The 22,207-nt window shown below is 44.8% G+C and carries 21 protein-coding genes; 13 read left to right on the top strand and 8 right to left on the bottom strand.

Features of this window, described 5'->3' with window-relative positions:
• Positions 1–29: 29 nt before the first annotated feature.
• Positions 30–1,700 carry a glutamine--tRNA ligase gene (gene glnS / locus R7Q39_RS16305; RefSeq protein WP_005382124.1) on the top strand — a complete coding sequence of 557 codons (1,671 nt, stop codon included), beginning with the start codon at positions 30–32 and terminating at the stop codon, positions 1,698–1,700.
• A gap of 222 nt (positions 1,701–1,922) precedes the next feature.
• On the opposite strand, the gene fcrX is transcribed toward glnS, so the two are convergent.
• Positions 1,923–2,372 (bottom strand): ferric iron uptake transcriptional regulator FcrX, encoded by a 450-nt coding sequence (gene fcrX / locus R7Q39_RS16300; RefSeq protein WP_005382141.1) that lies wholly within the window; start codon positions 2,370–2,372, stop codon positions 1,923–1,925.
• Between the two features lie 200 nt (positions 2,373–2,572).
• Here fcrX and R7Q39_RS16295 point away from each other — a divergent pair, with 200 nt between their 5' ends.
• Positions 2,573–3,076, top strand: a complete 504-nt coding sequence (locus R7Q39_RS16295; protein WP_005382144.1) for a DUF4442 domain-containing protein — start codon at positions 2,573–2,575, stop codon at positions 3,074–3,076.
• 52 nt (positions 3,077–3,128) lie between these two features.
• Here the strand turns inward: R7Q39_RS16295 and fldA are convergent, their stop codons facing one another.
• The 3 genes from fldA to R7Q39_RS16280 form a co-directional block, all read right to left on the bottom strand.
• Entirely contained in the window at positions 3,129–3,662 is a 534-nt protein-coding gene (gene fldA / locus R7Q39_RS16290; RefSeq protein ID WP_005382146.1) for a flavodoxin FldA, read from the bottom strand.
• A gap of 48 nt (positions 3,663–3,710) precedes the next feature.
• Positions 3,711–3,932 (bottom strand): DUF2788 domain-containing protein, encoded by a 222-nt coding sequence (locus R7Q39_RS16285; protein ID WP_005393038.1) that lies wholly within the window; start codon positions 3,930–3,932, stop codon positions 3,711–3,713.
• 112 nt (positions 3,933–4,044) lie between these two features.
• A complete protein-coding gene (locus R7Q39_RS16280) occupies positions 4,045–4,812 on the bottom strand; it encodes an alpha/beta fold hydrolase (RefSeq protein WP_005384988.1) in 768 nt (255 codons plus the stop codon).
• Positions 4,813–4,904: 92 nt separating this feature from the next.
• On the opposite strand from R7Q39_RS16280, the gene seqA reads away from it, so the two are divergent.
• Together seqA and pgm are read left to right on the top strand one after the other, a co-directional pair.
• On the top strand, positions 4,905–5,447 hold the full coding sequence (gene seqA / locus R7Q39_RS16275) for a replication initiation negative regulator SeqA (RefSeq protein WP_005382149.1): 543 nt from the start codon (positions 4,905–4,907) through the stop codon (positions 5,445–5,447).
• 92 nt (positions 5,448–5,539) lie between these two features.
• Positions 5,540–7,186, top strand: a complete 1,647-nt coding sequence (pgm, locus tag R7Q39_RS16270; RefSeq protein ID WP_318076450.1) for a phosphoglucomutase (alpha-D-glucose-1,6-bisphosphate-dependent) — start codon at positions 5,540–5,542, stop codon at positions 7,184–7,186.
• Positions 7,187–7,247: 61 nt separating this feature from the next.
• On the opposite strand, the gene R7Q39_RS16265 is transcribed toward pgm, so the two are convergent.
• Positions 7,248–8,021: a DUF1853 family protein gene (locus R7Q39_RS16265; RefSeq protein ID WP_025766985.1), complete on the bottom strand. Its 774-nt coding sequence runs from the start codon at positions 8,019–8,021 to the stop codon at positions 7,248–7,250.
• Positions 8,022–8,253: 232 nt separating this feature from the next.
• On the opposite strand from R7Q39_RS16265, the gene R7Q39_RS16260 reads away from it, so the two are divergent.
• Positions 8,254–9,012, top strand: coding sequence for a Nif3-like dinuclear metal center hexameric protein (locus R7Q39_RS16260; protein ID WP_025766984.1), 759 nt, complete (start codon positions 8,254–8,256; stop codon positions 9,010–9,012).
• A 92-nt stretch (positions 9,013–9,104) separates the two neighbouring features.
• On the opposite strand, the gene R7Q39_RS16255 is transcribed toward R7Q39_RS16260, so the two are convergent.
• Entirely contained in the window at positions 9,105–10,394 is a 1,290-nt protein-coding gene (locus R7Q39_RS16255; protein WP_005382163.1) for a citrate synthase, read from the bottom strand.
• 396 nt (positions 10,395–10,790) lie between these two features.
• Here R7Q39_RS16255 and sdhC point away from each other — a divergent pair, with 396 nt between their 5' ends.
• The 8 genes from sdhC (at position 10,791) to sucD (ending at position 20,500) form a co-directional block, all read left to right on the top strand.
• Positions 10,791–11,183 carry a succinate dehydrogenase cytochrome b556 subunit gene (gene sdhC, locus R7Q39_RS16250; protein ID WP_017634811.1) on the top strand — a complete coding sequence of 131 codons (393 nt, stop codon included), beginning with the start codon at positions 10,791–10,793 and terminating at the stop codon, positions 11,181–11,183.
• A complete protein-coding gene (gene sdhD, locus R7Q39_RS16245) occupies positions 11,177–11,521 on the top strand; it encodes a succinate dehydrogenase, hydrophobic membrane anchor protein (RefSeq protein WP_005382169.1) in 345 nt (114 codons plus the stop codon). Before sdhC ends, sdhD begins: the two co-directional genes overlap by 7 nt.
• On the top strand, positions 11,522–13,288 hold the full coding sequence (sdhA, locus tag R7Q39_RS16240) for a succinate dehydrogenase flavoprotein subunit (protein WP_005382172.1): 1,767 nt from the start codon (positions 11,522–11,524) through the stop codon (positions 13,286–13,288).
• Positions 13,289–13,303: 15 nt separating this feature from the next.
• Positions 13,304–14,014: a succinate dehydrogenase iron-sulfur subunit gene (locus R7Q39_RS16235; protein ID WP_005382174.1), complete on the top strand. Its 711-nt coding sequence runs from the start codon at positions 13,304–13,306 to the stop codon at positions 14,012–14,014.
• A gap of 171 nt (positions 14,015–14,185) precedes the next feature.
• Positions 14,186–17,011: a 2-oxoglutarate dehydrogenase E1 component gene (gene sucA / locus R7Q39_RS16230; protein ID WP_005382176.1), complete on the top strand. Its 2,826-nt coding sequence runs from the start codon at positions 14,186–14,188 to the stop codon at positions 17,009–17,011.
• A 28-nt stretch (positions 17,012–17,039) separates the two neighbouring features.
• A complete protein-coding gene (gene odhB / locus R7Q39_RS16225; RefSeq protein WP_005382177.1) occupies positions 17,040–18,248 on the top strand; it encodes a 2-oxoglutarate dehydrogenase complex dihydrolipoyllysine-residue succinyltransferase in 1,209 nt (402 codons plus the stop codon).
• Positions 18,249–18,461: 213 nt separating this feature from the next.
• Complete coding sequence (sucC, locus tag R7Q39_RS16220) at positions 18,462–19,628, top strand: ADP-forming succinate--CoA ligase subunit beta (RefSeq protein ID WP_005382179.1); 1,167 nt, start codon at positions 18,462–18,464, stop codon at positions 19,626–19,628.
• Entirely contained in the window at positions 19,628–20,500 is an 873-nt protein-coding gene (gene sucD / locus R7Q39_RS16215; RefSeq protein ID WP_005382181.1) for a succinate--CoA ligase subunit alpha, read from the top strand. The genes sucC and sucD overlap by 1 nt, the downstream gene beginning before the upstream one ends.
• Positions 20,501–20,619: 119 nt before the next feature.
• Here sucD and znuB read toward each other — a convergent pair whose 3' ends face one another.
• On the bottom strand, positions 20,620–21,405 hold the full coding sequence (znuB, locus tag R7Q39_RS16210) for a zinc ABC transporter permease subunit ZnuB (protein WP_318076449.1): 786 nt from the start codon (positions 21,403–21,405) through the stop codon (positions 20,620–20,622).
• A complete protein-coding gene (gene znuC, locus R7Q39_RS16205; protein WP_017634809.1) occupies positions 21,398–22,186 on the bottom strand; it encodes a zinc ABC transporter ATP-binding protein ZnuC in 789 nt (262 codons plus the stop codon). The genes znuB and znuC overlap by 8 nt, the downstream gene beginning before the upstream one ends.
• Between the last annotated feature and the right edge of the window lie 21 nt (positions 22,187–22,207).

Genomic DNA, 22,207 nt, shown 5'->3' with positions numbered 1-22,207 from the left:
ACAATACTAATATTTTTGAGGTGCTATAGATGAGTGAAGCTGATGCTCGTCCATCAAACTTTATTCGCCAGATCATTGATAAAGATCTAGCGGATGGTAAACACACTAGCGTGCATACTCGATTCCCGCCGGAGCCAAATGGCTACCTGCATATCGGTCATGCTAAGTCTATCTGTTTGAACTTCGGTATTGCTCAGGACTACCAGGGTCAATGTAATCTGCGTTTCGACGATACAAACCCTGAAAAAGAAGACATCGAATACGTTGAGTCTATCAAGAAAGATGTAAACTGGTTGGGCTTTGAGTGGAGTGGTGAAGTATGTTACTCATCAAACTACTTCGATAAGCTTTACGAATATGCAATTGAATTGATTAACAAAGGCTTAGCGTACGTAGATGAGCTAAGTCCAGAGCAAATTCGTGAATACCGCGGCACACTAAAGGCGCCAGGTAAACCAAGTCCATACCGTGACCGTTCTGTTGAAGAGAACTTGGCGTTGTTTGAAAAAATGCGCGCTGGTGAATTTGAAGAAGGTAAAGCGTGTCTTCGTGCTAAAATCGACATGGGTTCTTCATTCATGGTCATGCGCGATCCAGTTTTATACCGTGTGCGTTTTGCTACGCACCACCAAACTGGTGATAAGTGGTGCATTTACCCAATGTACGACTTTACGCACTGTATTTCTGATGCATTAGAAGGCATTACGCACTCTATTTGTACGCTTGAATTCATGGATAACCGTCGTCTGTACGATTGGGTTCTAGACAACATCACGATCGAAAGCCGTCCACATCAATACGAGTTCAGTCGTTTAAACCTTGAATACACAGTGATGTCTAAGCGTAAGCTTAACCAGCTAGTTACTGAAAAACTGGTTAATGGTTGGGATGATCCACGTATGCCGACTGTCTCAGGTCTGCGTCGTCGTGGCTTCACACCTGCATCTATTCGTGAGTTTTGTAAGCGTATTGGTGTAACGAAGCAAGAAAATATGATCGAGTTTAGTTCATTAGAATCTTGTATTCGTGATGACCTAAACGAGAACGCTCCGCGTGCAATGGCTGTACTGGATCCTGTTAAAGTTGTTATCGAAAACTTTGAAGCAGGCGCAGTAGAAAACTTGACAGTTGCCAACCACCCAAATAAACCTGAAATGGGCGTGCGTGAAGTGCCATTCACGCGTGAATTGTGGATTGAGCGTGAAGACTTCCGTGAAGAAGCGAACAAAAAGTACAAGCGTTTAGTGCTAGGTAAAGAAGTTCGTTTACGTGGTGCTTACGTGATCAAAGCTGAGCGCGTTGAAAAAGATGCCGAAGGCAACATCACAACGATCTTCTGTTCTTACGATGCAGATACGCTAGGTAAAAACCCAGCAGATGGTCGTAAAGTGAAAGGCGTTATTCATTGGGTGTCAGCTGATAAAGCTCTTCCAGCGGAAATTCGTCTGTACGATCGTTTATTTACGGTGCCAAACCCAGGCGCAGCGGAAGATTTTGCTTCTACTATCAACCCTGAATCATTAGTTGTGATCAATGGCTTCGTCGAGCCTAGCCTAGCTTCTGCAGAAGCAGAAAAAGGTTACCAGTTTGAACGTATGGGTTACTTCTGTGCAGACTCGAAAGACTCTTCAGCAGATAATCTAGTATTCAATCGCACGGTTGGTCTACGTGATACCTGGGCAAAAATTGAGAATCAATAATCTCAATTAATGCTGAGAACGATGAAAAAATGCCAGCAAACGCTGGCATTTTTTATACCTAATCCCACAGAGTGCTATATAGATGTGCAAAACTGTGGAGAAAAAAGCTGGGTGTTTAGTAGCTTTTGTTCTGTAACCAAAGTACTGACGTCTAAGGTACTGACTTCTAGAAACAAAAAACGCCAGCATGTGCTGACGTTTACTTTTTAAATTAACAAACCCTTATTTTTTCGGTTTGTGTGCATCTGGATTGTCTTTACAACCACCATCGCTACACTTGCCGTACAAGTATAAGCTGTGGTTTGTTAGTGTGACATTGTACTTAGCTGCAATCTCTTTTTGACGTTCTTCAATAAGATCGTCAGAAAATTCAATTACCTCACCACAGTCTAGGCACACTAGGTGGTCGTGGTGATGTTGAGTCGATAATTCGAAGACTGACTTTCCACCTTCAAAGTGGTGACGAGTTACAATACCAGCATCGTCGAACTGGTTTAGAACTCGGTAAACAGTTGCTAGGCCAATTTCTTCACCTAGATCAATCAACTTTTTGTACAAATCTTCAGCACTGATGTGCTGGCAGTCTGGCTGCTGAAGTACTTCTAGAATTTTTAGCCTCGGAAGGGTTACTTTTAAACCCGCATCCTTCAGCGCCTGATTATTATCTGACATATACTTTCCCGTTGGATCATCTGCAGCGATTTAACAGAATTCAATCTTCCTACCATTATAGGATAAGCGTTCGGAACATTAAACCACGAACTTCAAAGGGTTAATAGAATCTTTTTGTAAATTAGAAACAGGTCCATTATATTACAGCTCTGACCAGTTACAATTGTGTAACATTAAGCTTGGAGAGGGCAGGGATAGCGATGAATAGGCGACTAGCGAAGATATACAAACCAGGAATTGTAAAGTTCGCACTCAATATTTGGCCTCCTTTTTGGGGGGCGGGTATTAAAATCTTACATATTTCTCAAGACTTCCGTACTGTAAAGGTACGTTTAAAGCTTCGCTGGTGGAATAAAAATGCCAATCGCACCCAATATGGCGGCAGTATTTTCTCTTTAACTGATCCTATTTACTCGTTGATGCTGATGGGGATTCTACGAGAGGAATATTATGTGTGGGATAAAGAGGCAAGCATTAACTTTATTAAGCCGGGGCAAAGTGATTTGTTTGCAGAATTTGAGGTCACTGAAGGGATGCTGGAAAACATTTATCAAATGACACGGAATGGAGAAAAGTGCTTTCCTGAGTTTATTACTCATGTAAAAGATAAACAGGGGAATGTGGTTTCAGAGGTTCAACGCAAGCTTTATGTAAGAAAGAAACCTCAGTATCGCGAAGAGGAAGTACTTACCGATGCTGTGTGACAATACATACAAAAAGACCTCCAAGTGGAGGTCTTTGCATCATTCAATTTGATTAGCCTTCTAGCTCAGCTAAACACATCTCTTCATAGATCTGTTTAACCCAGCTTTCAACACGCTCGTCAGTCAATTCTGGTTGGCGGTCTTCATCAATACATAGACCTACGAATTGGCTTTCGTCACCTTCAACAAGTGCTTTAGACGCTTCAAATTCGTAGCCTTCTGTCGAGGTATGGCCAAGAATTGTGCCGCCTTTAGATTCAACGATATCACGGACTGTGCCCATCGCGTCACAGAAGTATTCTGCGTAGTCTTCTTGGTCGCCACAGCCAAAGATAGCCACTAGCTTAGTAGAGAAGTCGATTTGCTCAAGTTCAGGGAAGAAGTCATCCCAATCACATTGTGCTTCGCCGTAGTACCAAGTTGGGATACCTAGAAGAAGAAGATCGAAGTTATCAATGTCTTCTTTGCTGCTTTTCGCGATGTCTTGAACGTGAACTAGATGTTTACCTAGTTGCTTTTGAATCATCTTTGCAACGGCTTCAGTATTACCTGTGTCGCTACCGAAGAAGATACCTACACTTGCCATAGAGTCTATACCTTTACATTGTTTGTTATTGGCGATGCTACTAAGGGTTTAACCTAACCCTGAGCCTTCCCAAGTTAGCTGAATTACACCTTTTGCAATAAAGCCAGCACAGCCTAGGAAAAGGACTAACCACACAATACGACGACCAAAAACAGGTACATTGCCTTGCTTTAGCACATCTTTTATCGCCATCCCGATGAAAAAAAAGATAGCAGCAAAAAGAAGATCGAGCCCAATAGACTCGAGCATATCCATATAGTCGTAAAGCATTTTAGCCCTTCATGCCGAAAAATCTTGGGCGCACTATACCACTGTTAAACGGTAAAGTTAATGCACTACAAGAAGGGTTATTTCAATAATCTAGTGTTGCTTTTCGAATTTGTTAACTCGAAATGTATTTTCGAATGACTCTCATTACTTCTGTCGGTTTCTCGGCGTGTAACCAGTGACCAGTGCCAGCGATAATGTGTGCTTTAGCATGGTTAAATTGTCGCTTCACTGCCGGCTGATGTTCTGGCATTAAGTAGTCAGAGTCGCCGCCTTTGATAAATAAAGTTGGGATATCTGTTGGTGTGATTTCTTGCCAGCCAATAATTTGGTCATAATTCTCAAAAAGGCTCGGTACGTTAAACCGCCAATCCATCTTATCGCCATTTTTGTACAGTGATTTAGAGAGAAATTGTCTTACACCATCGAGTTCAATATGTTGAGCTAGGATATCCATGGCTTGCTGTCGATTTGCTGGTTTTTCATTAATAACAGCATGTAAGCCGTTAAAAACATTATCGTGACGGTTCGTAGTGTAGGCTACAGGCGCCATGTCGAGAACGACTAACTGCTTGACTACATTTGGAGCAATGTCCACAAGAGCCATCGCGACTTTTCCGCCCATGGAGTGACCAATAACAATAGATGGCTCAACGTTTAAGTGCTGAAGGAGCTGAGCCACATCGTTTGCCATATCGGTATAGTTATGGACTTCGGAGTGGAAAGAGAGGCCGTGATTTCTCAGATCAATACTGATCACCGTGTGATCTTTAATAAGATCGCGGGCGAGTAGACCCAGATTACTTAAACTACCAAACAATCCGTGAATCAAAACAACTGTTTGGCCTTGGCCTTCCTGCTTATAGTTGAGTAATGCTGACATTTTATCTTATTCGTGATGGGTTTAACGTGGAGTATCCGCGTGGATCTCGTTATAATCCCCCAGAGTTTAAACATTGAGAATGTGAAAAGCGAATGAAAACAATTGAGGTTGATGAGGATCTATACCGTTATATAGCTAGTCAAACTAAGCATATCGGTGAAAGCGCCTCGGATATTTTGCGACGCCTTTTAAACCTTGATGGTCAGTTGCAGGAAGCTAAAGCCGCGCCTGTAGTAGAGAAGCCACAAGGGATTGTAGTAAGTAAAGATGCGGGTAAAACGGAATCTGTTGATGTAGTGAAAGAAATGCGTTCGCTGCTTATTTCTGATGAGTTTGCCGGTCTAAAAAAAGCGATTGATCGCTTTATGTTGGTATTATCGACCTTACATAAATTGAATCCAGAAGGTTTCGCCCAGGCTACGAATGTAAAAGGACGCAAACGCGTGTACTTTGCAGATAATGAAGAAACCTTGCTAGCAAACGGTAATACGACCAAGCCAAAAGCCATTCCTGGCACACCGTTTTGGGTTATCACGAATAACAATACAAGTCGTAAAAGACAGATGGTTGAACAAGTGATGGCACACATGGGGTTCCAACCTGACTTAATAGAAAAAGTAACAGGTTCAATCTAAGAAACCTGATAGAAGCCTCATAATGCGTCGCAGTGAGCGGATATTATGAGGCTTTTTTAATTTTATTTGTATTGAAAGAAAGGATGTCAAACATGGCTATGCACCCTCGTGCTGGGCAAAAAGCGCAGCAGGAAGATCTTCACAATATCCCAGCACTCGTTGCTAACTACTTCTTACTTCAACCAGACGCGGCAAACGCAGAACACAAAGTTCAATTTGGTACTTCTGGCCACCGCGGTACTGCAGACAAGCACACTTTTAACGAAAACCACATTTTAGTGATCGCTCAAGCGGTAGCAGAAGTTCGTGCTGAGCAAGGCACAACTGGCCCGTTGTTTGTGGGTAAAGACACGCATGCGCTATCTGAGCCTGCTTTTTCAAGTGTGATTGAAGTATTGATTGCAAATGGTGTGAAAGTGATTGTCCAGCAAGACAACGGTTACACGCCAACACCGGGTATTTCACACGCGATTCTGACTTACAACATCAAACACGATGAAAAAGCAGACGGTATCGTTATTACCCCATCACATAACCCACCACAAGACGGCGGAATCAAATACAATCCGACACATGGTGGTCCTGCAGAAGCTGAGTTGACTCAAGCTATCGAAGATCGTGCGAACGAATTGATTGCTGAAGGTTTACAAGGTGTTAAACGCCTACCACTAGCAGAAGCAAAAGCATCGGATCTGTTTGTAGAGATGGACTTGGTGAAGCCATACATTGATGACCTGGTGAACGTTATCGATATGGAAGCAATCCAAAAAGCGAACCTGAAGATTGGTGTAGATCCATTGGGTGGCAGCGGTATCGATTACTGGCGTCAAATTGGTCAGGCATACAACCTAGACCTAACGCTAGTAAGTGAATCGATCGATCCTTCTTTCCAATTCATGTCGCTAGATAAAGACGGCGTTGTGCGTATGGACTGTTCTTCTCCTTACGCAATGGCGGGTCTATTGGCACTGAAAGACGAATACGATTTAGCATTTGGTAACGATCCTGACTACGACCGTCACGGTATCGTTACGCCAAAAGGTTTGATGAACCCGAACCACTTCTTAGCCGTTTGTATTGACTACTTGTACCGTCATCGTGACGCGTGGGGTAAAGACGTCGCTGTTGGTAAAACACTAGTTTCAAGTGCGCTGATTGACCGTGTTGTTGCGGATCTAGGTCGTGAGCTATGTGAAGTGCCTGTTGGTTTCAAATGGTTTGTAGACGGTCTGTACACTGGTAAGTTTGGTTTCGGCGGCGAAGAAAGTGCTGGTGCGTCTTTCCTTCGTAAAGATGGCACGCCTTGGTCAACAGACAAAGATGGCATCTTGCTATGCCTTCTAGCAGCAGAGATCACTGCGGTAACGGGTAAGAACCCTCAAGATTACTATGAAGAGCTAGCGGCGAAGCACGGTGAGTCGAAGTACAACCGTATTCAAGCTGTAGCAAATGGCCCACAAAAAGACGTATTGAAGAAGTTGTCACCAGAAATGGTTGCGGCTGAAACTCTAGCAGGTGATGCTATCACTGCTCGTCTAACGCATGCACCAGGCAATGGTGCTGCGATTGGCGGCCTTAAAGTAACGACAGCTAACGGTTGGTTCGCTGCTCGTCCATCAGGCACAGAGGACATCTACAAGATTTACTGTGAAAGCTTCAAAGGTGAAGAACATCTGAAACAAATCGAAGCTGAAGCACAAGAGATCGTTAATCAAGTGTTTGCAGCCGCTGGTTTGTAAAACATCCAATGGTCAATGTATCTAGCAAAGGGTTGATGTGAAAACATCAACCCTTTCATGTTTAAGTGCCCCGAACCGCTTTATCTCCGGGCCATGAATCTGGTACCACAAACCAGAATTGACCGTCCTCCGTTTGTGCATGTACAAATCGGTCTGAAGGCTTTTCAATGGGTCGAGATAAATCGTCCATACCAATCGCCCAGCATGGTTTGTGTAAATGATAAAGTGGCTTACCGATTAACTCCCATTGGCTCTGGTAGCACCAGTAACCACTAATCTGACTTGGATTTAGTTCATAACCCAAGCACTCGCTAGGAGTTGGCTCTGGAGTAAACGGATTAATATAGAGTCGTCCTTGCATCAATAGATGCTCTTGTGGGGCGTCGTTTAACGGAATTATTTTTTGAAATTCCGGGCGATCGCTCATTTTCAATTGATGAGTAAGCATTCTATTCAGTTTTGTATGCAGCTGGTCGTGAGCATTCGGACCATACCAAACGCCGTTATAAAGAAGATAAAACTTAATCGCCACTTCCCAGTGTTCTATTTGATTTGATTCTGTATTCCGCAACACCAAATCTATAGCACCAATGGTCTTACCTTCGATGTCGTTTAACTGAACCTCTTCCGCGATAACCTGATATCGTTCTGAACTAGAGAGAACTGCAGTGCATAAGTGCTGATATAAAAAGCCCAATCTTGGATTACCATTGTATTGCTCAGTGTTCTTTAAAGGCGTTACCGTAAGATCCTCTAAGGTTGCAAACGGAGGGCGTAACTTGAAAAGAGGAGGTGAAGTGGCGATCCATTGGTAAAAGCGTTGCAGTTGGTTCATCCGTATCCCTAAATGTATGGTGAGGCGACAAGCTTTGTTATTGTAACTAAATTTGCTTTTGAGGGTAGGGTGGCTAGCATCGATATTAGGGTTCGAGATACACTTTAAATACCTAAATGATATCAAGGTGCCAGATGTCAAAACGTTGTTGTATCAACTAGGTTGCACACTCTCGGTCTGATTTCATCGAGAGGTTATTTAGGTTTACATGCGCTAGAAATTGGAAGTAATAATGAATAACTTAAAGCTAGAACAGATTCTTAATGACAAACTGTCACCGCAGTTAATTAAAGATTACGCACCAAACGGGTTACAGGTAGAAGGGACGCCAGCCGTAAAGCGTATTATCACTGGCGTAACCGCCTCTCAAGCCTTAATCGATAAAGCGATTGAGCTTAATGCAGACGCATTGCTTGTTCATCATGGCTATTTTTGGAAAGGTGAGCCTGAGCCAATTCGTGGCATGAAAGGTAAACGAATTCGTAGCCTGATCAAAAATGATATCAACTTATATGGTTATCACCTTCCTCTAGATATTCATCCAGAGCTAGGCAACAACGCTGAATTAGCTCGCTTACTTGAAATCGAAGTAGAAGGTGGGCTTGAAGGGCACCCTCAGTCAGTTGCTATGTTTGGGCGCTTGAAAAAGCCGATGTCTGGTGTTGAATTTGCGAGTAAGATCAACCAAGTTCTTGAAAGAGAGCCTCTGCATATCGCTCCAGAGAATACTGATAAGATGATTGAGACAGTCGGCTGGTGTACTGGTGGAGGGCAGGATTTCATTGAACTTGCTGTACAGCACGGGCTGGATGCATTTATCTCTGGAGAAATTTCAGAGCGCACCACTTATACTGCTCGTGAAATGGACATTCATTACTTTGCTGCAGGTCATCATGCTACTGAGCGTTATGGTGTTCAGGCCTTAGGCAAATGGCTAGCGGATGAATATGGCCTACATGTGGAGTTTATCGATATTGATAATCCGGTTTAGCGTTCTCCATTAATAACGTTAAACGCAAAAAAGAAAAAAGGGTTGAGACGAAAATCTCAACCCTTTTGTTTGTCTATCTTCGTACTAAAAGATCATTCACGTTCGTGAAGTGGAGAAAACTCACGTTGTGTTTCGCCAGTGTATAGCTGACGAGGACGACCGATGCGGTTCAGTGGATCGCTGTGCATTTCGTTCCAGTGAGCAATCCAGCCGATGGTACGAGAAATCGCGAAGATAACCGTAAACATAGAAACTGGAATACCAATCGCTTTAAGAATGATACCTGAGTAGAAGTCTACGTTCGGGTACAGCTTCTTAGACACGAAGTACTCATCAGAAAGTGCAATGCGCTCAAGTTCCATTGCAACGTCTAGCAGAGGGTCTTGAATGTTTAGCTCTTTGAGAACTTCATGACACGTTTCGCGCATTACTGTCGCACGTGGGTCGTAGTTCTTGTAAACGCGGTGACCAAAGCCCATTAAGCGGAATGGGTCATCTTTGTCTTTCGCGCGGTCTACATATTCAGGGATGTTATCGACGCTGCCAATCTCTTCTAGCATTCTCAAGCAGGCTTCGTTTGCGCCACCGTGAGCAGGCCCCCAAAGGGATGCAATACCAGCGGCAATACATGCAAATGGGTTCGCACCAGAAGAGCCAGCTAGGCGAACAGTTGATGTCGACGCATTCTGTTCGTGATCCGCGTGTAGAGTGAAAATCTTATCCATCGCACGGGCAACCACAGGATTTACTTCATACTCTTCGCAAGGGTTTGCGAACATCATATGCAAGAAGTTCTCTGCGTAGCTAAGGTCGTTACGAGGGTAAATAAATGGCTGACCGATAGAGTATTTGTAACACATCGCCGCCAGTGTTGGCATTTTTGACAGCAGACGGTACGCTGCAATTTCGCGGTGTTCGTCGTTGTTAATGTCAAGAGAGTCGTGATAGAAGGCTGCAAGTGCTCCAACTACACCACACATTACCGCCATTGGATGAGCATCGCGTCGGAAGCCATGGAAAAAGCTTGCGATTTGCTCGTGTACCATTGTGTGACGAGTAACGGTCGTTTTGAATTGCTCGTATTGTTCTCGGGTAGGGGCTTCACCATAAAGAAGGATGTAACATACTTCTAAGTAATCTGCGTTATTGGCTAATTGATCAATCGGGAAACCGCGGTGCAAAAGAATACCTTTGCCGCCATCGATGTACGTGATTGATGATTCACAAGATGCAGTGGCAAGAAAACCTGGGTCAAAAGTAAAGTAACCATTGGCTCCCAGCTTACGAACGTCAATTACAGGTGTACCTAGCGTACCGTCCATAATTGGCAGTTCGATTGGCGCTTGACCTTCAACATGAAGGGTCGCTTTCTTATCCGCCATAACAATCTCCTTTGTTTATTATTTAATCCGTCCAGGATGTTTATGTGCCATTTTTGTACTGTTGTTAAAGCTTAAAGTCAATTTTTCTCCATCTTTGTGTGCACTTGTTATGATTTTTCTCATGAAAATCGTTAAAAATCTGTTCTATGTAGCATAATTTGTTACACCAATTGTATTAGAATGTTGCTCGCCGTATATTGGCAAAGAAAATTTTAGTTAAATCCTTATAAATTCGGGGCTAGAAACAAAGAGTGAGGTTTGTTGCTGGATTCCGTTTGTTAACAACTTGTTTACAATTATCTGAGTGGTTACTCGCGATATTTGTTAAATAGATGTTAACTTTTGTACGTTTGGAAGCTGAAATTGGTTATAACAATAAATGCTCAATGGAGCTGAGTGAGCAAGCCCGTGAAAGAAAGAAAGTCAAGACCTGTTAATTTAGATTTACAGACCATCCACTTTCCTATCACAGCAATCGCATCCATCCTACACCGTGTGTCTGGGGTAATTACGTTTGTTGCGGTGGGTATATTACTGTGGTTACTATCCATTTCTCTGTCATCCCCAATGGGTTTTATGGAAGCCGCTGACATCGTCGATAGCTTCTTCGTAAAATTCATCCTGTGGGGAATTCTTACTGCACTTGCCTACCACATCGCAGGTGGTATCCGTCACTTATTGATGGATCTAGGTCACTTTGAAGAACTAGATTCAGGCACGATGAGCGCTAAAGTCGCGTTTGGTGCAACAGCAGTATTATCATTATTGGCGGGGATCTTGGTATGGTAAAACACGTATCTTCATTTGGTCGTAATGGTGTACACGATTTCCTACTAATTCGTGCAACTGCAATCATTATGACGCTATACACGATTTATCTGATTAGCTTCTGTGCATTTTCAGATATCTCTTACGCATCTTGGACCCAATTCTTTGGTGGTACCTTCACTAAAGTATTCACCATGTTGGCACTTGTCTCGATCCTGATTCACGCTTGGGTTGGTTTGTGGCAAGTATTAACTGATTACATTAAGTGCGCGAAACTACGTGGCGCACTACAACTTGGTGTTATTGCCGTGCTATTCGGCTATGTCTTCTCTGGTCTATTTATTCTGTGGGGTGCGTAAGTGTCTATTCCAGTTCGTGAGTTTGATGCCGTAGTAATCGGCGCTGGTGGTGCAGGTATGCGCGCTGCACTACAAATTTCAGAGCAAGGCCTATCATGTGCTTTGTTGTCAAAAGTATTTCCAACACGTTCTCATACTGTGTCTGCACAGGGCGGCATTACCGTTGCTCTGGGTAACTCGCACAAAGACGATTGGCAATGGCACATGTACGATACCGTTAAAGGTTCCGACTACATCGGTGACCAGAACGCGATTGAATACATGTGTAAAAATGGTCCTGAGTCAGTTATCGAGCTTGAAAAAATGGGTCTTCCATTCTCTCGTTTTGATAACGGTACCATATACCAACGTCCATTCGGTGGCCAATCTAAAGAGTTTGGTGGTGAGCAGGCTGCTCGTACAGCCGCTGCTGCAGACCGTACTGGTCACGCACTTCTTCACACGCTTTACCAGCAAAACGTAAAACACAAAACAACCATCTTCTCGGAGTGGTACGCTTTGGATCTTGTGAAAAACCAAGACGGCGCAATCATGGGTTGTACTGCGATTTGTATGGAAACGGGTGAAATCTGTTACTTCAAATCGAAAGCAACCATTCTAGCTACAGGTGGTGCAGGTCGTATTTACGCATCGACCACTAACGCGCACATCAACACGGGTGATGGCGTTGGTATGGCACTTCGCGCAGGCGTTCCAATGCAAGACATGGAAATGTGGCAGTTCCACCCAACAGGTATTGCTGGCGCGGGTGTTCTAGTGACGGAAGGTTGTCGTGGTGAAGGTGGTTACCTTCTAAATAAAGATGGTGAACGCTTCATGGAGCGCTACGCACCAAACGCGAAAGACCTTGCTGGTCGTGACGTGGTTGCTCGTTCAATGATGATTGAAATTCGTGAAGGCCGCGGCTGTGATGGTCCTTGGGGTCCACATATCAAGTTGAAACTTGATCACCTTGGTAAAGAAGTACTTGAATCACGTCTACCAGGTATCTGTGAACTGTCTCGTACATTTGCACACGTTGACCCAGTGAAAGAGCCAATTCCAGTAATTCCAACTTGTCACTACATGATGGGTGGTGTACCTACTCAAGTCTCTGGCCAAGCAATTAAGCAGAAGGCCGACGGTAGCGAGATGGAAGTACAAGGCCTTTACGCATGTGGTGAGATTGCTTCTGTATCGGTACACGGTGCTAACCGTCTGGGCGGCAACTCATTACTAGACTTGGTCGTATTTGGTCGTGCTACTGGCTTGCACCTTGGCGAAACGCTAGCAGCGCAAGCAGAAGCTCGTCCTGCAACAGAATCTGATATTGAAGCGTCTCTAGCGCGTACTATGCGTTGGGAAAACAGCACTGGTGGTGAAGATCCAGTTCAGATTCGTAAAGACCTACAAGCATGCATGCAAAACAGCTTCTCGGTATTCCGTGAAGGCGATGCGATGGCAACCGGTCTAGAAGAGTTGAAAGTGATTCGCGAACGTTTGAAAGATGCGCATCTAGCGGACAAGTCTTCAGAGTTCAACACGCAGCGTATTGAGTGTCTAGAACTTGATAACCTGATGGAAACCGCGTTTTCAACTGCCGTTGCAGCAAACTACCGTACAGAGAGTCGTGGCGCACATGCTCGTTTCGATTTCCCTGAGCGTGATGATGAGAACTGGCTATGCCACTCTATCTACAATCCGGAAACAGAAGCGATGACTAAGCGTGATGTGAACATGACGCCAACGCATCGTGAAGCTTTCCCGCCGAAAGTACGTACATACTAAAGGGAGGATACGACTATGAAATTAAACTTCTCTTTATACCGTTACAATCCGGATGTGGATACCAAGCCTTACATGAAAGAGTATACCCTTGAGGTAGACGAAGGCTCAGACATGATGGTGCTTGATGCATTGATTCTGCTAAAAGAGCAAGATCCAAGCATCGCGTTCCGTCGCTCATGCCGTGAAGGGGTATGTGGTTCTGATGGTTTGAATATGAATGGTAAAAACGGCCTAGCGTGTATCACACCGTTATCTGCTCTACAAGGCGATAAGATAGTTATTCGTCCACTACCAGGGTTACCTGTCGTGCGCGATCTTATCGTTGACATGACGCAGTTCTATGATAACTATGCGAAAGTTAAACCATTCTTGATTGATGATGGTGCATTACCACCATCACGTGAGAACCTACAATCGCCTGATGATCGTGCGCATTTAGATGGATTGTACGAATGTATCATGTGTGCATGTTGTACAACGTCTTGCCCATCATTCTGGTGGAACCCTGATAAATTCATCGGCCCAGCTGGTCTTCTCGCAGCGTACCGTTGGCTAATTGATAGCCGCGATACGGCAACAGATGAACGTTTGTCTGATCTTGATGATGCATTTAGCGTTTTTCGTTGCCATGGCATCATGAATTGTGTAAGTGTTTGTCCTAAGGGATTAAATCCGACGAAAGCCATCGGTCACATTAAGTCGATGTTGGTTAATCGTTCGGTTTAATTTACTCGCTCTTAGGAATGTCGCAGTGTTGCGGATCACCCGATATGACCGCTTCACTGCTTCAGTAATATTCGAGTAAAGAATACAAAAATTGCCGACCGTATTTTTAGTCGGCTCTTATAGCTCGGCAAAGACCGAAGCAAACGTGAAAACTACTGGTTAAGGGAAAATATGCACAACGGCGTGATGAAGGCATGGCTCGAGTCTTCACACTTGGCTGGCGCCAATGCAACGTATGTAGAGGACCTCTACGAACTGTATCTAAGTGATCCCGATCTGGTAAGTGAGGAGTGGAAACGTGTTTTTGAAGGCTTGCCTAAGCCATCAGAAGAAGTGGCAGAACAACCACATTCACGTGTCCGTGACTACTTCCGACGACTCGCTAGAGAAACAAAGCATTACAATGTCCAAGTTAGTGACCCAGATGTCGATGCAAAACAAGTAAAAGTTCTACAGCTAATCAACGCATACCGTTTCCGCGGGCATGAAGCTGCAGAATTAGACCCACTAGGTCTATGGCAACGCCCAACAGTGGCGGAGTTAGACCCTGCTTTTCATAATCTTACCGAAGATGACTTCGAAGAAACTTTCAACGTAGGTTCTTTTGCTGTTGGGCAAGAAACCATGAAGTTGAAAGATATCTATGAAGCCCTCAACAAAACTTATTGCGGTTCCATCGGTGCTGAATACATGCACATGACTGACACAGAGCAAAAGCGTTGGATTCAGCAACGCCTTGAGTCTGTCGTAGGCCAGCCATCATTCAACAAAGATGAGAAGCGCACATTCCTAGAAGAGCTAACAGCCGCTGAAGGTTTGGAGCGTTACCTCGGGGCGAAATTCCCAGGTGCAAAACGTTTCTCTTTAGAAGGTGGTGATGCGCTGATTCCGATGACGAAAGAGTTGATCCGTCATGCGGGTACAAGTGGAATGCGTGAAGTGGTTATCGGTATGGCTCACCGCGGTCGTTTGAACATGCTGGTGAACGTACTTGGTAAGAAACCTCAAGACCTGTTTGATGAGTTCGCCGGTAAACACGACGAAACTTGGGGTACGGGTGATGTGAAATATCACCAAGGTTTCTCTGCTGATTTTGCGACTCCTGGCGGTGATGTTCACTTAGCACTTGCATTTAACCCGTCGCACCTAGAAATCGTAAACCCAGTAGTCATGGGCTCAGTTCGAGCACGTCAAGATCGCTTGGGTGATAATCAAGGTAGCAAAGTGCTTCCTATCACCATCCACGGTGATTCTGCAATCGCTGGTCAGGGTGTGGTTGCCGAAACGTTCAACATGTCTCTTGCTCGTGGGTTCCAAGTCGGTGGTACGGTACGTATCGTCATCAACAACCAAGTAGGCTTTACGACGTCTAATCCTCGTGACACGCGTTCTACGATGTACTGTACCGATATCGCGAAGATGGTGCAGGCGCCAATTTTCCATGTAAATGCAGATGACCCAGAAGCAGTTGCTTTTGTTACTCGCATTGCATTGGATTACCGTAACGAGTTCAAGCGCGATGTCGTGATCGATCTTGTATGTTACCGTCGCCACGGCCACAATGAGGCGGATGAGCCAAATGCGACTCAGCCTTTGATGTACCAGAAAATCAAAAAGCATCCTACACCACGCAAATTGTATGCAGATGTTCTGATCGATAAAAATGAATCAGATATCGAGACAGCGACTCAGTTAGTCAATGAGTATCGCGATGCATTAGATCGCGGTGAAGTGGTTGTTAAAGAATGGCGTCCAATGGCGTTGCACTCTGTAGACTGGTCCCCTTACTTAGGGCACGAATGGGATATGGAGTGGGATTCAAAATACGACAAGACACGCCTTATTGAGCTAGGCAATCGTCTGTGTCAGTACCCAGAAAGCCATAAACTGCAAAGCCGTGTTAATAAGCTATACAACGATCGTCTAGCAATGATGACCGGTGAAAAAGCCATTGACTGGGGTATGGCTGAAACATTGGCGTATGCTACATTGGTTGACGATGGCAAGCGTATTCGTCTTTCTGGTCAGGACTCGGGTCGTGGTACTTTCTTCCACCGTCACTCGGTTCTTCATAACCAAACCGATGCAAGCACTTACATTCCATTAGCGAATATTCATGACAACCAAGGGCCATTCCAAGTCTTTGACTCAGTATTGTCAGAAGAAGCTGTGTTGGCGTTTGAATACGGTTACGCAACAGCCGAACCAGGTGGTTTAACTATCTGGGAAGCACAGTTTGGTGATTTTGCCAACGGTGCACAAGTTGTTATCGACCAGTTTATCTCGTCAGGCGAGCAAAAGTGGGCGCGTTTGTGCGGTCTTACTATGCTTCTACCTCATGGTTATGAAGGTCAAGGCCCTGAGCACTCATCTGCACGTTTAGAGCGTTACCTTCAGCTTTGTGCTGAGCAAAATATGCAGGTTGTGGTTCCTTCAACACCGGCTCAGGTGTACCACATGATTCGTCGTCAGGTTGTACGCCCAATGCGTCGACCTCTCATTGTTATGTCGCCGAAATCTTTGCTGCGCCACCCTCTATGTACTTCAACGATTGAAGACTTGGCGGATGGTACATTCCAATCTGCAATTCCAGAAGTAGATGATTTAGAACCAAGCAAAGTGAAACGTGTCGTGTTCTGTGCTGGTAAGGTTTACTTTGACCTACTAGAGCAGCGCCGTAACAACGAGCAAGACGATGTTGCTATCGTGCGTATTGAACAGCTTTACCCATTCCCAATGGAAGAAGTACAAGCAGCAATTGCTCAATACACTAACGTTGAAGACTTCGTGTGGTGTCAGGAAGAACCTCAGAACCAAGGTGCTTGGTACTGTAGCCAACATAACTTCCGTGCCGCTATTCCTGCAGGTGCAAATCTTAAATACGCAGGTCGCCCAGCTTCTGCTTCGCCAGCAGTTGGCTACATGTCGGTGCACTTGAAACAACAAAAAGCGTTGGTTGAAGACGCTCTGAACGTGAACTCAAAAACTTCGAATTAAGAATTAGAAGTTAAAGGAAGAAACAGATATGACAATTGAAATTCTGGTTCCAGATTTACCTGAATCAGTTGCTGACGCAACCGTAGCGACATGGCACAAACAACCAGGCGACGCAGTAGAGCGTGACGAGGTTTTGGTTGACATCGAAACAGACAAAGTTGTGCTAGAAGTTCCAGCTCCGGAAGCTGGCGTTTTAGAAGCTATTGTTGAAGCAGAAGGTGCGACAGTACTTTCTAAACAAATCATTGCTAAATTGAAGCCAGGCGCAGTTGCAGGTGAACCAACTGCAGACAAAACAGAAGGTACTGAAGCATCTCCTGATAAGCGTCACAAAGCTGCGCTTAGCGAAGAAAGTAATGACGCATTAAGCCCAGCAGTGCGCCGTTTGTTGGCTGAACATGGCTTAGAAGCAAGCCAAGTGAAAGGCACTGGTGTTGGTGGTCGTATTACGCGTGAAGATATTGAAGCGCATCTTGCGAACGCTAAATCTGCGTCAAAAGAAGACTCGCCAGCAGTGGTTGACGTGCCGGCAGCGGCTCGCAGTCAGAAGCGTGTTCCAATGACTCGCCTTCGTAAGACAGTCGCTAACCGTCTGCTAGAAGCGAAGAACAACACGGCAATGCTAACGACGTTTAACGAAGTGAACATGAAACCAATCATGGACCTTCGTAAGCAGTACAAAGATCAGTTCGAAGAGCGTCACGGTATTCGTTTGGGCTTCATGTCTTTCTACGTGAAAGCAGTAACAGAAGCGCTTAAGCGTTACCCAGAAGTAAATGCTTCGATTGATGGCGATGACATTGTTTACCACAACTACTTCGACATTAGCATGGCGGTATCAACTCCACGTGGTCTAGTTACACCTGTCCTAAAAGACTGTGACAAGCTTGGTTTCGCTGATGTTGAAAAAGGCATCAAAGAGCTGGCTATTAAAGGTCGTGATGGCAAGCTAACGGTAGACGAGCTAATGGGCGGTAACTTCACTATCACAAACGGTGGTGTGTTCGGTTCACTAATGTCTACACCAATCATCAACCCACCTCAATCAGCGATTCTTGGTATGCATAAGATCCAAGAGCGTCCGATGGCAGTGGATGGCAAAGTTGAAATCTTGCCGATGATGTACCTAGCGTTATCTTACGATCACCGCCTAATTGATGGTCGTGAATCAGTTGGCTTCCTAGTAACGATTAAAGAGTTACTAGAGGACCCAGCACGTCTCCTATTAGACGTTTAATATCGCTAAAACGTCTAGTTATCGTAGGTAGCTAGACGTTAAAAATTTCAATGGCTAGACTAGCTCAACGTTTGGCCTTCATTTGAATCCTTCAGTATGAGAACTCATGATGAAGGATTGATTTGAGAAGACCCTACAGACGTACAAGCAGCCAAGACTGCAGCGTTATGGAAATAATAAATCCCTTAAGGGAAAAACAAACGGAATATCGAAATGAATTTGCATGAATACCAAGCCAAACAGCTGTTTGCAGAATTCGGTTTGCCTGTGCCAGAAGGCTACGCGTGTGATACACCACAAGAAGCTTTTGAAGCCGCAGGCCGTATTAGTACAGCCAAGAAAGTAGTTAAATGTCAGGTTCACGCTGGTGGCCGTGGTAAAGCGGGTGGCGTAGAGCTACACGATACAAAAGAAGGCGTTAAAGAGTTTGCACAGAAGTGGTTAGGTAAAAACCTAGTGACTTACCAAACTGACGCTAACGGTCAGCCAGTAACAAAAATCCTTGTTGAAGAAGCTTCAAATATTGCGAACGAACTATACCTAGGTGCGGTAGTTGACCGTGCTAGCCGTAAGATCGTTTTCATGGCTTCTACCGAAGGTGGTGTGGAAATTGAAAAAGTTGCGGAAGAAACGCCGGAACTCATCCACAAAGCAGCAATTGACCCACTAGTAGGTCCACAAGCTTACCAAGGTCGTGAGCTAGCGTTCAAACTTGGTCTTGAAGGCGACCAAATCAAACAATTCGTTAAGATCTTTATGGGTCTTGGCACTATGTTTTCTCAGTACGATCTTGCTCTGCTAGAGATCAACCCACTTGTGATTACTGGTGAAGGCAACTTGCTATGTCTTGACGGTAAGATCAACATCGACTCAAACGCACTGTATCGTCAGCCTAAGCTTCGTGAAATGCACGATCCTTCACAAGAAGATGAGCGTGAAGCACACGCAGCTCAGTGGGAGCTGAACTACGTAGCACTAGACGGTAACGTTGGCTGTATGGTTAACGGTGCAGGCCTAGCAATGGGTACGATGGATATCGTAAACCTACACGGCGGCAAACCAGCTAACTTCTTAGATGTAGGTGGCGGCGCGACGAAAGAGCGTGTTGCTGAAGCATTCAAGATCATCCTATCTGATGACAATGTGAAAGCGGTACTTGTTAACATCTTCGGTGGTATTGTACGTTGTGACATGATCGCAGAAGGTATTATCGGCGCGGTTAAAGAGGTAGGCGTAAGCGTACCTGTTGTTGTTCGTCTTGAAGGCACTAACGCTGACCTAGGTCGCGAAGTTCTTGCTAATTCTGATGTTGATATCATTGCTGCTGAGTCGCTAACTGATGCTGCTCAGAAAGTTGTTGCTGCTGCGGAGGCTAAATAATGTCTGTATTAATTAACAAAGACACTAAAGTAATCTGTCAGGGGTTCACTGGTGGTCAAGGTACTTTCCACTCAGAGCAAGCTATCGCATACGGTACGCAAATGGTTGGCGGTGTGTCTCCAGGTAAAGGTGGCCAAACTCACCTAGGTCTTCCTGTATTCAACACAGTTCGTGAAGCAGTAGAAGCGACTGGCGCAACAGCGACAGTCATCTACGTACCAGCACCTTTCTGTAAAGATGCAATCCTAGAAGCGATTGACGCGGGTATCGAGCTAATCGTAACGATTACTGAAGGTATCCCTACTACAGATATGATCGACGTAAAAGTGAAGCTAGAAGAAACTGGCGTTCGCATGATTGGTCCTAACTGTCCGGGCGTTATCACTCCTGATGAGTGTAAGATCGGTATCATGCCTGGTCACATCCACAAGAAAGGCAAAGTAGGTATTGTATCTCGTAGCGGTACTCTAACTTACGAAGCAGTTAAACAAACCACTGACGAAGGTTTCGGCCAGTCTACTTGTGTTGGTATCGGTGGTGACCCAATCCCGGGTTCAAACTTCATTGATATCCTAAAACTGTTCCAAGAAGACCCTGAGACAGAAGCGATCGTTATGATCGGTGAGATCGGTGGTACTGCAGAAGAAGAAGCAGCAGCATACATTAAAGAAAATGTAACGAAGCCAGTGGTTTCTTACATTGCTGGTGTAACTGCGCCTCCTGGTAAGCGTATGGGCCATGCTGGTGCGATTATCTCTGGTGGTAAAGGTACTGCTGAAGACAAATTTGCTGCACTAGAAGCGGCTGGCGTTAAAACTGTGAAATCTCTAGCAGAGATTGGCCAAGGTCTACGTGAAGTGACGGGTTGGTAATCGACCACACTACTTAATAAGTATTAAAAAGCCTGCGATTTCGCAGGCTTTTCTTTTTCCGTTTCCGTGGATTTATGTTTGTTGTTAGCAAGGTCTTTCGCGTTTAATGCTCAATGCGATTATGCTTTGCTTTTAATCAGCTGGCTCAGCATAAATAAGGATGTTGCGCTGATCACTACGGAAGGGCCGGCCGGTGTATCGAAGTGCCATGATAGGCTAAGCCCCATCAGTACTGCCACTGAGCCAATAATGGATGCGAACAATGCCATTTGCTCTGGTGATGAAGAGACTTTACGTGCTGTTGCTGCTGGGATAATTAGGAGCGAAGTCATGATCAACGCGCCAACGAACTTCATACCTACTGCGATTACTATACCCACCATTAGCATTAACACCAATCTAACTAAGTCTGTATTCACGCCCTCAACAGCGGCAAGTTCTTCACTAACAGTACTAGAAAGCAGTGGGCGCCAGAAGACGTACAAACACGCACTTACCGCAACAACACCTGCGTAAATAAACATCAGATCTTGTGGAGAGACGGCAAGTAAGTCCCCAAATAGGTAGCTCATTAAATCGACGCGCACGTTTTCCAAAAAGCTAACCGATACTAAACCGATAGAGAGTGCACTGTGTGCCAAGATACCTAACAACGTGTCTGTAGCCACAAGTTGTTGCTTTTGCAGAGTGACAAGCAAAACGGCCAGAGCTAAACAGCAGACGAGTAGGGCAAGGTAGAGATTTACATTGAGCAAAAAACCCAGCGCTAGGCCCATTAATGATGCATGAGCTAGGGTATCTCCGAAGTAAGCCATTTTACGCCAAACGACAAATGACCCAAGCGGACCGGCAATGATCGCGATACCAATACCAGCAAGAATAGAAGGTAGGAGAAACTCAATCATGATGGTGATGTCCGTGTTTATGGTGGGAGCATGATATCGCATCACCGCTTACTGGCGTTCCGGATAAATCGTGATGATGATGCTCATGGTCGTGATGATAAAACGCGAGAGACTCTCTCGCAGCATTGCCAAATAGTGCGATGTAAGAAGGGTGCTGAGTAATAGTGGCAGGTGAACCTGAGCAGCAAACATGGTGATGCAGACAAATAACATCGTCCGTTTTCGCCATCACTAAATGTAAGTCATGCGACACCATAAATACGCCACAATCAAAGCGGTGACGAATGCTCTCAATTAAGTCATAGAGATCGATTTGACCTTGGATATCCACACCCTGAGCTGGTTCGTCTAATACCAACAGCTGAGGACGCTGAAGCAGAGCGCGCGCCAGTAACACTCGTTGGTTTTCACCACCGGATAAGCGATGCATATTACTATTAAGTAAATGTTCAGCGCCAACAAGCCTTAATGCATCAATGCACTCCTGCTTACTGTATTTTCCTGCTAAATTTAGGAAGCGGGTTACATTCAATGGAAGGGAGTCATTGAGCTTCAACTTTTGAGGAACGTAACCAATTTTCAGTTTTCTTTGTCGGTTCAACTTGCCGCTAGTTGGCTTTTGAAGACCTAAGATAACTTTGACTAACGTTGATTTTCCCGCTCCATTGGGACCAATTAGGGTAGTTATTTTGCCCTTTTCTAATTCCATACTAATGTTATCGAGAACTCTGCGGCCATCGAACTCGACACATAACTGCTCAAGATGGACTAAGGAAGACATGAATGAAACTCATTTGCAAAT

It is taken from the genome of Vibrio sp. 947, from assembly GCF_033339115.1.
Taxonomy (GTDB): domain Bacteria; phylum Pseudomonadota; class Gammaproteobacteria; order Enterobacterales; family Vibrionaceae; genus Vibrio; species Vibrio alginolyticus.
Note: the sequence above shows the minus strand (reverse complement) of the source record. Positions and strands in the feature narration are given on the sequence as shown.